The 13,128-nt window shown below is 55.9% G+C and carries 10 protein-coding genes; 4 read left to right on the top strand and 6 right to left on the bottom strand.

Annotated features, from left to right (window positions below; translation table 11 throughout):
• Positions 1–128 precede the first annotated feature (128 nt).
• The gene (locus tag BLR08_RS02995; RefSeq protein WP_072328152.1) at positions 129–2,645 is read left to right on the top strand and encodes a beta-propeller domain-containing protein; all 2,517 of its coding nucleotides are present in this window, start codon (positions 129–131) and stop codon (positions 2,643–2,645) included.
• Between the two features lie 206 nt (positions 2,646–2,851).
• On the opposite strand, the gene BLR08_RS02990 is transcribed toward BLR08_RS02995, so the two are convergent.
• Positions 2,852–3,688: a DUF92 domain-containing protein gene (locus BLR08_RS02990; RefSeq protein ID WP_072328380.1), complete on the bottom strand. Its 837-nt coding sequence runs from the start codon at positions 3,686–3,688 to the stop codon at positions 2,852–2,854.
• A 150-nt stretch (positions 3,689–3,838) separates the two neighbouring features.
• On the opposite strand from BLR08_RS02990, the gene BLR08_RS02985 reads away from it, so the two are divergent.
• Complete coding sequence (locus BLR08_RS02985) at positions 3,839–5,002, top strand: HD domain-containing phosphohydrolase (RefSeq protein WP_256257394.1); 1,164 nt, start codon at positions 3,839–3,841, stop codon at positions 5,000–5,002.
• A gap of 14 nt (positions 5,003–5,016) precedes the next feature.
• Here BLR08_RS02985 and BLR08_RS02980 read toward each other — a convergent pair whose 3' ends face one another.
• The 4 genes from BLR08_RS02980 to BLR08_RS02965 form a co-directional block, all read right to left on the bottom strand.
• Positions 5,017–6,582 (bottom strand): stalk domain-containing protein, encoded by a 1,566-nt coding sequence (locus tag BLR08_RS02980; RefSeq protein WP_072328151.1) that lies wholly within the window; start codon positions 6,580–6,582, stop codon positions 5,017–5,019.
• A 155-nt stretch (positions 6,583–6,737) separates the two neighbouring features.
• Positions 6,738–7,676, bottom strand: a complete 939-nt coding sequence (locus BLR08_RS02975; RefSeq protein WP_176835399.1) for an Rpn family recombination-promoting nuclease/putative transposase — start codon at positions 7,674–7,676, stop codon at positions 6,738–6,740.
• A 38-nt stretch (positions 7,677–7,714) separates the two neighbouring features.
• Positions 7,715–8,359, bottom strand: coding sequence for a fumarylacetoacetate hydrolase family protein (locus BLR08_RS02970; protein ID WP_072328150.1), 645 nt, complete (start codon positions 8,357–8,359; stop codon positions 7,715–7,717).
• A gap of 54 nt (positions 8,360–8,413) precedes the next feature.
• Positions 8,414–10,072, bottom strand: a complete 1,659-nt coding sequence (locus tag BLR08_RS02965) for a CapA family protein (protein ID WP_256257393.1) — start codon at positions 10,070–10,072, stop codon at positions 8,414–8,416.
• A 163-nt stretch (positions 10,073–10,235) separates the two neighbouring features.
• Here BLR08_RS02965 and BLR08_RS02960 point away from each other — a divergent pair, with 163 nt between their 5' ends.
• On the top strand, positions 10,236–10,985 hold the full coding sequence (locus BLR08_RS02960) for a metallophosphoesterase family protein (RefSeq protein ID WP_072328148.1): 750 nt from the start codon (positions 10,236–10,238) through the stop codon (positions 10,983–10,985).
• Between the two features lie 97 nt (positions 10,986–11,082).
• Complete coding sequence (locus BLR08_RS02955; protein WP_072328147.1) at positions 11,083–12,297, top strand: MFS transporter; 1,215 nt, start codon at positions 11,083–11,085, stop codon at positions 12,295–12,297.
• A gap of 129 nt (positions 12,298–12,426) precedes the next feature.
• Here BLR08_RS02955 and BLR08_RS02950 read toward each other — a convergent pair whose 3' ends face one another.
• A complete protein-coding gene (locus BLR08_RS02950) occupies positions 12,427–13,074 on the bottom strand; it encodes an O-methyltransferase (protein ID WP_072328146.1) in 648 nt (215 codons plus the stop codon).
• Positions 13,075–13,128: the final 54 nt, after the last annotated feature.

Genomic DNA, 13,128 nt, shown 5'->3' with positions numbered 1-13,128 from the left:
CGAGGGCTGGGCTTTTTTTGCAGGACAAGGTTTATGGAACAATGCAGAAACATCTGAGCCGGCTCTTGCGTCTTAGAAAGTAATTAACCCGCATGATAATCGTATGTACATACAAAGGAGGAGTTTTGATGATATCCAAGAGGAAGAGGAGATGGATAGCACCCGCGCTTTCCCTGGCCTTGCTGCTCTCGATCACTCCGGCAGCCTCGCAGGCGGATCAAGCTGAACCGGATATTTCGCTTGTCTTGAACGGACAGCCTGTCCGCTTCGACCTGCCGCCGCGTCTCGCCCAAAATACGCTGCTGGTTCCTTTGCGCGATGTATCCGAGGCGCTTGGCGTCCAGGTGAATTGGGACGATGTTTCCCGAACCGTCACCGCGGTCAAGGGGGCTTCATCTCTGCGGATGACCATCGACAGCCCCAAGGCTTATAGAGGTGACAATGAACTCACTTTACCGACCGTTCCTGTCCTTGAGAAGGAAAGCTTACTCGTTCCATTGCGCTTTTTCGGGGAATCCTTCGATTTCAACGTATACTGGGATTCCAGCAGCAGACAGGTCAGCATCAACGATGCCGACAAGAGCCTGCCAACCGTGGGCTCTGTAAAACGGCTTGAGGAGCTGTTGGAGGAATCGGGCAAAACCTCCGGAGGAAGCTACGGGCTGTCCGTCGTCGACAAGATGATGGTTGTCCCTACTGCGGCCGTCGCCGAATCCCAAGCGGCTGCAGCGCCTGCTCCGCCATCATCGGAGGACTCAGCCTACTCCGCGACTAACGTGCAGGTCGAAGGAGTCGATGAAGCCGACATCATCAAAACCGACGGCCAGTTCATATACCAGGTGAACCGGGATCGCGTGCTTATCACTTCAGCAGTTCCGGCAGACCGCATGGCGGTCGTCAGCAGCGTTTATTGGGAAGATGCGGCCTTCTACCCGCGTGAGCTTTATGTGGACAGCAAGCATCTGATCGTCATAGGAACCAGCTCCTACCCCGGTTCCGCAGGACCGATGCCGTTGAACGAGGCGGTCCCCGCTGCCAGCGCTCCAGCCGTCCGTACACAGGCTGCGAATTCCGAAGCTGCGAGCAGCATTCAGGCAAATTCTCCGCAGCTCAAGAAAATTGCCATTCTGCCTATGCCGGTCCGCTCTACGACCAAGGTGCTTGTCTACGATCTGACGGACCGCAGCCAGCTGAAGCCTGTCCGTCAGGCGGAGCTGGAGGGACAATATATTTCCTCCCGCAAGGTCCAAGATGCGCTGTATATGGTGACCAATAAATATTTCAATACGTATGGGCTGATGCGTGAGAATCTTAGCATGGCGGATAAAGAATCAGCGGCCTCGCTGCCCGCCTACCGCGATTCCGCCATCGGCGACGCGTTCCGAACGATCGGACTGGAGGATGTCCGCTACTTCCCTCAGGCCGTTGAACCCAATTATTTGCTGATCGGCGGCCTTGATCTGTCAAGTCCCGACAAAGGCATGCAGGTGACCAGCTATCTCGGCTCCGGACAGCATGTCTATGCATCGCCTACAAGCCTGTATGTAGCTGCCAATGAGATTCAGCCTGTGGAGACCGGTCCGCTGGCAGCTCAGCAAGGCGGTTCAGGCGTAAGTGCGGACAGCACTGCAACAACGTTGGTACCGCCAGGTTGGACGCCGCCGTACTTTGACTTCAGAACGGCTGTATACAAATTCGAGTTGAACAACGGCACTGTGCGTTACTCCGGCCGCGGCAAAGTTCCCGGTCAGCCGCTGAATCAGTTCGCTATGGATGAATACGACGGTTACTTCCGCATCGCTACCACCAGCGGAGAGATGTGGCGCAATGATGAGCATACGTCCAAAAATAATATTTATACGCTTGACTCGTCGATGAACGTAGCCGGAAAACTGGAGGGGCTGGCGCCGGGGGAAAGAATCTACTCTGTCCGCTATGCAGGAGGACGCGCCTATATGGTGACTTTCCGCAATGTCGATCCTTTATTTGCCATCGACTTGAGCGATCCGAAGGCTCCGAAAGTTCTTGGACAATTGAAAATACCAGGCTACAGCGATTACCTGCACCCCTATGACGAGAATCATCTGATCGGCTTCGGCAAAGAAGCAGTGGAAGTGCCGAGGAAAGCTGCCGGTACCGGAACGACCGGCCAAGACTCGCTGGCTTATTATCAAGGCATGAAGATCGCGCTGTTCGATGTTTCGGACGTATCCCAGCCCAAAGAGCTGTTCAAGGAAACGATCGGGGATCGCGGGACTCATTCGGAGCTGCTGAATAATCATAAAGCTCTGCTGTTCTCCAAAGAAAAAAATGTGCTCGCCTTCCCGGTTACGGTCATGGAGCTTAAAGATAGGACTGCCGCTTCCGCCGACGCGTACGGGGAGTTCGCTTTCCAGGGCGCTTATGTGTACGGGATCGACCTGAATAAGGGCTTCCAGCTGCGCGGCAAGGTCACTCATCTGGCCAAGGAAGACTTGGAGCGAGCGGGCAGCCGCTGGTATCAAAGCGATCTCAACATTGAGCGGCTGCTGTATATCGAAGATACGCTATATTCGGCATCCCTGAACAAGATCACGGCCAATCGTCTATCGGACCTGCAGGAGGTCGGCTCTGTCACACTTCCGCCATGGTCACCCAAACGTTAACGAATCCGCCTCATTTGCGACTGGAATTAATCCGGGAAACTGAGTTAGAATAAGGAGGACTACTGCTGGAATGGAGGTATCTCGCTCCCATGGTAACCCTGATTATCGTCATATCCATAGTGATTTGTCTGCTTGTATCCGCCCTGGCTATCTACACGACCAGCAAATCCTATTCACGCAAATTTTATGAGGAAAAGGATATCGATTTAAATCACAGTGAGGTACAAGAAGCCCATCAAGGCGCTAATCAAACCTCCCGCCAGTGAGCTGATCGCATTGACGACGTCATTCGTCATCCAATTGAATCCTCGCGTCCGGACCGCCTCTGCCTCGCAGTGGCGGTTCTTTTCTATATCCTTGCCGCAAACCTTGCAGCGGTACATCGCTTGGCAGACGGCTCCAAGCCACGAATCCGCCAAGGAGCCGCATATTCCTCCGGCAAGGCATAGGCCAAGCAGGACAGGAAGGCTGCGCGCAGTATCTTGGCCTAACAGCTCCCCGCCTCCCTGCAGCTCCCCTAAGCTCCAGGCCACAAAGCCTATAAACAGACCTCCGGCTGCGGAGGCGGCAAGACCAAGCGGCGTAATCCCTCCTGAAGTGCCGGGCGGCACCTCTCGCCCCGTTAAAATAAAGCGCGGCATCCGTTTGCTTAAACCGCCGATCTCTGTCGCCCACGTATCCGCCGTTACCGTCGCCATCACGCCGAGGTATGCGAACCACCAAGCGTTATGCGGCCATAGAGCGGCCAAGCCGCATAAAACGAGACCCAGCCCGCCGTTCGCCAGTACTTGTCCCGCATCTCTTCGTCCGCCTTTGGCATAACCACTCTCCGCCTCCGCCTTCCGCCGCCGCTTCCACTTGGACAGCAGCGAAGAGCTGATGAAAAAGGCGATCAGCGTGCCGAACCAAGGCGCGCTGCCCAGCATATACATGGCGCTGCCCAGCACCACCGCGGCGGCCGCTCCGGAAGCGGACAATGATCTTTTCCAGTAAGCAGCTCCCGCTATAAGCAGGCTGCCTGATATTCCTATAATTCCATCCATCCAAAGATAGGACATTTTGCCGCCTCCTTCTCCCCATCACCGAATGCTTCCCGCAATAAATAGTTCAACACTCAATAATCTATATTTACAGACCTGCAAAGAATATAATATCATTTGACTAGGATAATGTAACTTAAGGAGTGAACCGCCGTGCCAGAGAACTACGCGGGAGGCGAATTGCGAACAAAGCGTGACCTGGAGCCTAAGGAAATGCTGCGGGTTATTTTCGATTATGCCGCCAAAATCGCCAATGAACGGCGTCTGGACGAGCTCCTGCTGCTAATGGCGGATATGGGCCGCGAGATGATTATCTCCGACCGCTGCACGGTTTGGCTGCTGGACCGCCAAAAAAATGAGCTTTATTCTACCGTCGCTCACGGGGTTCCCCCGCTCCGCCTGCCCAGCACCGCCGGTCTAGTCGGCCATGTCGTTCAATCCGGCCGGCCGGTCTTTATAGAGAACGCGTATACCAATATCGAATTTCAGGATGTTCTGCAGAGCGGGGCCATAGCGATGGATAAACAAACCGGCTACCGGACGAAAGCGCTGATGGTCATCCCCTTCCGCAACAATCAGGGCGAGATCATGGGCGTCTACCAGGCTGTAAACAAGCTGACCTCCGAGGAAGTATTCTCCGAGCGAGACCTGGAGCATCTGACGCTGGCCGCCTCCTATGTCGGCAAATCACTGGAATCCGCTCTGCTCACGGCCGAGATTGAAGAAACTCAGAAGGAAATCATTTTCACGATGGGCGAAATCGGCGAAAGCCGTTCCAAGGAGACCGGCAATCACGTCAAACGGGTTGCGGAATATTCCTATGTGCTGGCTCTCGGCATAGGCTTAAGTCAAGATGAAGCGGAGCTGCTGAAGATCGTCTCTCCCATGCATGACATCGGCAAGGTCGCCATCCCGGACGAGGTGCTGAAAAAACCGGGCAAGCTGACCGATGAAGAATTCGCGATCATGCAGTCGCATACGACTATCGGATATAATCTGCTCAAAAACTCCAAGCGAAGCCTGCTGCAAGCTGCCGCCACCGTGGCGCATCAGCATCACGAAAAGTGGAACGGCAGCGGCTACCCTTCCGGCCTGCGAGGAGAAGCTATACATATTTTCAGCCGGATCACCGCCGTAGCCGATGTGTTCGATGCGCTGGGCAGCGAGCGGGTGTACAAAAAAGCATGGGAGCTGGACCGCATCCTGAAGTTATTTCAAGAGGAGCGCGGGCAGCATTTCGACCCGCAGCTTGTCGATGTGTTCATGCAGCAGCTTCCTAAGCTTCTGCTTATTCGCGATCAATATTCGGATACATGACTTAGCCCGCAAGCTCATTGCAGCGTCTTGATAAGCTTGGCATGCTGGGTGTTCTCATGCTTGAGCTCGGCGTCATATTTGCTTTTGAGCAATGACAGCTGTTCCTTCAGATGTTCGATCTGCCGCTGAGCCACGCCTTTTTGTTGAATAAGCGCCATCTGAGCCTTTATCGCCTCTAGCTGCTTGTTTAACTCGGCTCTGGCCGCCTCTCCCGCTTGGGAGCGGTCGCTGCCGAGCAGGCTGAGCTTGGATTGAATGGAGGTTTGCTTGAGCGCCGCCTCGTTCAATGCCTGCTCGAATGCCGCTTGGCTTGCATAGAGGCCGGGCTGCTCTTTGCGCAGCTGCGCGATCTGGTCATCCAGCAGCTTTTTGCCCGCTTGATACCGTTCCTTGATGTCTTGGACGGCTTTCTCATGCCGGCTTTTCTCAGCCTGGACAACGCTCGAGGTTCCTGGCTCGGACGTGCCCGGCACTGGGACAGCTTCCTTGCCGAGATTTACTTGGCTAACCAGCACATCATTGGCATACTCGCTGACCGACAGCAGGTTGCCTTTTTTGTCATAGTGACGGATAACGCCATGCTTCAGATTAAGGCGAAATGTCCCTTCCAGCTTGTCCCCTTTGGAAGTCGTATAAATGCCCGCGCCTTCCCGCATGCCGTCTGAGAAGCTTCCTTCATACGTATCCCCGTTTTTGTAGAGCAGCTTGCCCTTCCCCTCCGGTTTTCCATTCTTGAACTCGCCGGTGTACTTATCTCCATTCTCCGCATATAAAGTGCCCGACTGCCATTCCCCCGCGGCAAACATGCCGCTAAACAGCAGCTTGCCGCCGTCCGTATACTGCTTCCCAGCGCCGCTCAATACGCCTTCCTGAAGACGTCCGTCGATCTCCAGCCGGCCGTTCGCGTAGTAAGTTTTGTATCGTCCTTCCACAGGCTCACCGTCAGCCATCGTCCCATCGAACAGCAGCTTGCCTCCCGCATCCACCAGCTTGCCTTTGCCCTCCGGCTTGCCGTTCGCCAGTTGACCGGTATAACTATCTCCATTCGGATATGTATAGGTGCCCTTGTCGCTTTTGGTCGGCTTATCAGGCTGGGGCTTCTCTTCGGCTTCTGCGTCCCCGCTCCCCGTACCGGTCGTAGGCGACCCGGCGCTTCTGATATAGATACGATGATTTTCTCCATCCCATACAACCTCCGCCCCGCTTGCTTCACTGACAAATCGGAGCGGGACAAATGTATGACCGTCGACCAATCGCGGTGCAAGCTCCAACATCGTCGGTTGATTGTTGACGATTGCGTCAGGCTCATCGATCCCGAGTTTAATTACCAGCCCCCGCTTGGTACCCGTCACCTCTCTCGTCTGTTCGTCCCATCCGACGGTCAGCCCCAGCCGCTCGAAAATCGGCCGGAACTGCACCAGCGTCGTTCCGTTTTCGAGAATGGGAGGCACCTCGAATCGGAGATGATTGCCATCCAGATACACAGGGATAGCTTCACCCTCCGCCTTCGCTTCGTTCAGGCCCGTGAAGATGGCTCCGCACAGCCAGATTGTCATCACGAAACGACGTATTTGCTTCATCCTTGACTCCTCCTGCTCATTCGTATGCTTACTTCACTACTTCTTATCCTGCTAAAATTAATCGCCTTCACCTGGCCATCCTTTGCTGCTCCGCCGTATGCCAAAAAGGACGCCCCATGTCCGGCGTCCCTTCAGCCCGTTGCCCGCAGACGAGTCTAATTTTTGAGCGCCAGCTTCCGTATCCCATCCATAGGCAAGTCCAGCGTTTCCGCAATTTCTTCCGGTGAGAAGCCCTTATCGAGCATTTTTCGAACCGCTTGCTCTATGCCCTTCTCTATGCCTTGCTCTATGCCTTTCTCCAGACCCTTCTCGATCCCTTCTTCCATACCTTCCTCGTATCCCCATCGTTTCCAGGCCGGCATCAATTCCATAAGCGCTTCACCTTCCTCCGGGTATAGTTCTCTTATCTCTTGCAATAAGGATTCATCCTGCTCCTTATTCGGTTCGAAATACATATCGGCGATTGACATAATAAGGGCAAGCCGCGCGTCGTCTATTTTTTCGTGAAGCCTGAAGAGCATACGCAAATAGGCAAACCGGACTTCGCGCTCTTCTTTTTTATTATAACCCATCTTGGCTAATAATGCTGCAGCTACCGGATTATCCGAGTCTATGAACATGCGCCACGATTGCTTCTTCAGCTCTACTTTTAGAAACTCAAAGTTCATAATCCGGCGTCCCGGAATTTCCATAGTGACCGTATTAGGCTCGTCGCCACAGTCATCCGACGTAAAAACCGCGATAGGAATAATCAGCTTATATTCCTCGCGGTGCCGCTCGAACAAACGGCTGTAATAAATAAACATCCGCTCGTTAAACTTGGACTGCTTGTAGGATTGCGGCTCCAGATGAACAAGAATATAAGCGTCATGATCCTTGAGCCGGGTCTCCAGCAGCAAATCCAGCTTCCTAGCTTCCTCGCCGACAATATCTACAAGCAATTCTTGCATCAGGAACCGGGTCTGCCGATGATCCAGCAGTTCATCAATATCCGGGAAAAAGAGTTGAATGAATTCGGCGAAAAAAGTTTGCAGCAGCTTTTTGAAAGCTTCATCATGATTTTTCTTCCGACTAAAGCCGTTTATATCGAACAACTTCTTCCCTCCCCCTTGTATCCTGCCTCTCTGCAACCTCAGCTGCCTGCAGCCCCGAGCTTTGCCGTAAAAGCACCAACCACCTGGTCATCCCACAACAGCTCGAAGCGGTCGTCATGCATGACCGCCGCCACACCTGCCGGGGTGCCCGTATAAATCAAATCCCCTGCCCCGAGCCCGTAGTGAGCTGCTATGTAATCGACAAGCGTTTGCAGGGGGAAGATCATCTGCGAGGCATCGCCTCGCTGAACCTGCTGCCCGTTGCGGCGCAAGCTGAACGGGGTCGTTGACACAGCTTGCGCCCCGGGGAAGGCAAATGCCGGTGTGATAACGGCGGAGCGGAGAAAGCCTTTGGCGGGCAGCCACGGATATCCCTTGCTTTTTATGACGTTCTGCACATCCCGCAAAGTGAAATCGATGCCAAGCGATACAGCGTCCACCAGTTCGTCAACGGTATGCCCCGGGATGTAATCCCGGCCGATATGCAGCACAAGCTCCGCTTCGTAATGCAGCGCCCCGCGATCGCCCGGCAGCTCAACGGCAGTACCGTCCATAACGATCGCAGCATGCGTCGGCTTCAAAAAAATCATCGGTTCTTCCGGAACGCTGTTTCCCAGTTCGGCAGCATGCTGTCCGTAGTTTCTTCCCACGCAATAGATGTTGCGGATACGGCGTATGTCCATCAAAATTCTCGTCCTCTCGCCTTCAAATGTTCCTGCTTAACTTACCCAGCGGTGCTAGGGTGAACCAGCGGCTGAGGCCGGTTTGCCGGCCGATGACGAGGATTTGGTTCCGTCAGCGGCTTTGCTGGCGCCCCCCTGCGTGCTCTTGCTGTCATCGCTTTTATTTTTGCTCGTGCTGCCGGTACTTTTATCGGTTGAACCGGACTTCCCGCTTCCTGCCGGCTGCCCCGTACTTTTCTTATTGTCCGCAGAAGCGCCAGCCGGTTTCTTGGTCTCCGGCGTTTTGGTATCGGACGTTGCGGGCGTCTTCTTGGCCGGATCGGTCTTGGTTGGACTCGTCCCGGTTGTCTCCTTCGTGGCGGGAGATTTCTTGGTTGGTTCGGTCTTGGCCCCGCTTGTTGCGTTCGCTTCCTTCGTCACGGGCGGCTTGACGACGGTAGCGGGGAACGTCCTGACCGGTCCCAAGGCCACGGCTCCCTGCGCGTTCACCTTGGCATTGATCGAATTTTTCGTCAGCCTCTCGAACAGCTTCTGAGCCTGGTCCTCCACCATGCGGATCGGTTGAGCCCATTTGGTGAGGATCGGCACCAGACTGATCTCACAGCTGCGTTCCTTCGTACAGGCCGCGTTCAGAATCATGCTGTCCCAAGTCTCCGGCACATCATTCGTTGTAAAAATAAAATTCCCTAAGCTGTAAGCGACCCACTTGCCTTTATACTGCTCGAAGCCTTGCGGCACATGGGGATGGCTGGCAATGACCAGATCCGCTCCCGCATCGATAAATTGATGTGCCAGATCCGTCTGAATGCTTACCGGATGAGACTTGCGCTCTTCTCCCCAATGCGCGATCACTACGACAAGGTCGGCCTCCTTGCGGGCGTTCGCCACCGCTTCCAGCGTCGCCTTGCTCGTGTGCGCCGCAGCAAGTCCCGGCTTCTTCGCCGTAGCGATCCAGCTCGTCTCGGGCAGCACCCGCGTGAAGCCCAGGAAAGCAACCTTCATCCCCTGCCGCTCCACCACGACATGCTTGTAAGCTTCCTCAGCCGTCCGCCCTCCGCCTACGCGAAGAATCCCCTGCTCATCGAGATGATCAAGCGTGTCCACCAGCCCGACCTCGCCGTAATCCATCGAATGGTTATTGGCAAGATTGACCAGGTCTACCCCGGCCTTCTTCAATTCAGGCAGCGCTAGCGGAGACGAACGGTACACATATTCCTTCGACTGGGCATCTCCTCGCAAGGTGATTGGCGTCTCCAGATTGGCAACCGTAATGTCCGCCTTCTCCAGGTAAGGCTTGACGTACTTGAAGGGATATTCGTACCCGTTTTTGGCCAGCAGCTCCTCCACTTTGCCGGCAAACATCACATCGCCTACAAAGGTCATGCTGATCTGGCCCCCGCCTGCCGGGGCTTCTTCTGCAGGAGTCTGCAGCTGCGAGCTTCCATCGAGAGCCAGCTTCTCCCCGGAAGACAGCCATGGGGAGCCGGTCGAGGGCGTAATCGGATTGGCTGGCGGAGCTTCGGCAGGCGGCTTGGCCAACGCTACGGACGATTCCACAGGGAGTTTGCCTGCTTCCTGCCCGGCTTCAAGCCACTGGATCAAATAAGCAAACGCCCCCATCGTGATCACAGACAGGACAGCAATTTTCAACCAAAGGGTCTTGTGATCCTTCTTCTCGCTTTTGTGCTTCTCTGTGCGGGATTGTATCATCATCTACTCCTTTACCGGACTTGCCGCAAATCACACTCTATTATACCAAAATGACCATGCCCGGTCATGGTCAAATGTCCCAAAAATCTGTGCTTCATGGCGCTCTGTGATATAATGACACAGCCGAAGTTTCGAGATGATACCTACATACATGGAGGCTGAGAGCATGGAAAAAATCGCGTTGATCTCGGACATTCACAGCAATATGACAGCGCTGGAGGCCGTGCTCGCTCATATCCGGGCTGCAGGCATACGCCGGATCGTTTGTCTCGGAGACCTGGTCGGAAAGGGACCCCAGCCGTCGGAAACCGTAGAGCGCATACGAGAAACCTGCGAAGCTACGATACAAGGCAACTGGGACCACGGCATTGTCCGCCCGCAGGACAAAGGCTCCGCCCAGTGGCAGAAGGACCGGCTGTCGCCCGCCCAGCTCAGCTTTCTGGCAGAGCTGCCGTTCTCCTACGAGCTTTGGATCAGCGGACACCGGCTCCGCCTCGTGCATGCTTCCGCAGACAGCGTCTACCACCGAATCACCCGCAAAGCGGATAAGAAAGAAAAGCTCGGCTTTTTCGAAAATACGGCGGCAACGGGTCCTTTCCCGGGCACGGAGGCTGGACCGGATATCGTCGGATACGGCGACCTGCATATCCCTTTCATGCAGACGCTGACTGCCAAGAAGCAAAGCGGTCTGGTGTTGTTTAATACGGGGAGCGTCGGCGCACCTTATGACGGGCTGCCCCAGGCTAGCTATGTGACGATAGAAGGAGAGATCGGCGGACGGTCAGAGGCGCCGCTGGGCCTGCAATGGGTTCGTGTGCCTTACGATATGGAGCGGGCTGTTGCGATTGCCGAGGAGGCAAACCTGCCGGAGCTCGAGCGCTACCGCTATGAGCAGCGGAACGGCCGGGAGCAGTAGCCTGCGCGCGAGTAGAGCTTGGCCTGTTGTGACAAGCTAGTCATAGGCTCGCTCGGAATTCCGGCGGGATGCCGGACGTGGAAAGAAGGAGAACAGTTTGGCAACTTGGAAAATTAATTTGATCGTCCTGTGGGCGGGGCAATTTCTGGTCATGGCGGGCATGACGATGATTGTCCCCTTTTTGCCCTTATACTTGCAAGAAATGGGCATGCATAACGAACATGAAGTCGCGGTGTGGGCGGGGCTTATTTTTGCCGCAAACTTCGTCACCTCATTCTTGTTCCAACCGCTCTGGGGCGGGCTGGCCGACCGTTATGGCCGCAAAGTTATGCTGCTCCGCTCCGGCTTCGGCATGGCGATCGTCATGACGCTGATGGGCTTTGCCGGCACGGCTTGGCATTTGCTGCTGCTGCGCATGCTGAACGGCACAGTAGCGGGCTTCGTCCCGGCAGGCGTGGCGCTGATGTCCGCCAATACGCCGCGGGAGAAAATGGGCTTCGCCATGGGCACCCTGCAATCGGGAGCGGTGGCAGGCTCCATCCTTGGACCGTTTATCGGCGGGCTTCTGGCCGAGTGGGTTGGCTTCCGGCCGATCTTCTTCATCACCGGCGGGCTGCTGTTCGCCGCATCGCTGCTCGTTGCCTGGCTGGTCAAAGAAACATTCGACGCCAAGGAAGCGGCAGCACGGCCGAAGCAATCGCTGCTGTCCAGCTTCGGCGAGCTGCGGCGCACACGCCAGCTGCCGTCCCTGTACGCCGTCACTTTCCTGATCCAGTTCTCCCTGCTCAGCGTCCAGCCGCTGCTGCCCTTGTTCGTGCAGAAGCTGCACGGGGAGGGCAATATGCTGGCGTTCTATGCGGGGCTGGTCGGCTCCGTCACCGGGTTCTCCAACATGGCAGCGGCCCCTGTACTAGGCCGGTTGGCAGACCGGATCGGGCCCGAGCGCATTCTGATCGGCTGCTTGATCGGCGCCGGCTTGGCCTCCATCCCCCAAGCTCTGGTCACAAACGTCTGGCAGCTGTTGATTGCCCGGTTCTTTCTCGGCCTCTTCCTCGGCGGGCTGCTGCCTACGGTTAACGCCCTAATCCGCAAGCATACCCCCTCCGGGATGGAAAGCCGCTCCTACAGCTTCAACTCCAGCTTCTTGAGCTTGGGCAACATGCTGGGCCCTGTCGTGGGCGGCGCTGTGTCGGGCTTTATCACCATTCAGCAGATTTTCCTCATTTCCAGCGTCCTTCTGCTGATAAACGCCTTCTGGGCGCGGAGCACGCTGGCCCCGCTCCGGCAGGCGGAGTCGAAGGGCAGCGGTTAGCGACGCGAAGTCATTTTACATGGCCCACAAATGATAAACGCCTAACCGTGTCCTTGGAATTTGAAAAAGCGAGCACCCGATTCCTTGACGGAAAGCGAGTGCTCGCGTCTTATTCCCAATACCTATTGCTTACTCCGTCTCCCGGACTCTGGCGATAGCAAGACCGTCATAGGCCGGCAGCATCACACTGTCCAATCCCGGATCGCCGGCCATCCGCTCATTGAACTCGCGCATCCTCGTCACGCCATGACCTTTCTCCGCCGGGTCCGTCGTCTTGCCTCGCATAAAGGTGTTGTCTCCGACGATCAGCGCCCCCGGGCGGGCAAGCTTCAGCGCCCAATCCAAATAATTCGGATAATTCCCTTTGTCCGCGTCGATAAAAAAGAAATCGAACCGGCAGCCCTCTTCCTGCAGCCGCTGGAGACTATCCAGCGCCTCGCCGACCCGGTATTCCACCTGGTCGCCGAATCCTGCCATGCTCAGATTGGACTGGGCAAGTTCAGCCAGCTCCGGCTTCAGCTCCAGGGACACGAGCCTGCCCGCCGGAGAGAGCCCGCGAGCCAGACAAATGCCGCTGTAGCCGCCTAGCGCGCCGATCTCGAGCACGTCGGCCGCCCTTGCGGACTTCACGAGCAGCGTCAGCAATCTGCCGTAGCCGGGCGCGATCGATATGTCCCGGATGCCCCGCTCCAGGAGAGACGCCTTTACTTTCTCCAGCACGGCATCCGATTCAAACAAGCTCTCTGCATACTGCTCTTGCGACATCTCATGCTTCATCTTCTACGGCTCCTTCTCTCAGGGCTTGCGCCTCCGCGTTGTATATTCAGCGGG

This window comes from Paenibacillus sp. cl123 (assembly GCF_900101595.1).
GTDB lineage: Bacteria > Bacillota > Bacilli > Paenibacillales > NBRC-103111 > Paenibacillus_G.
This window is presented reverse-complemented; position numbering and strand designations above follow the sequence as displayed.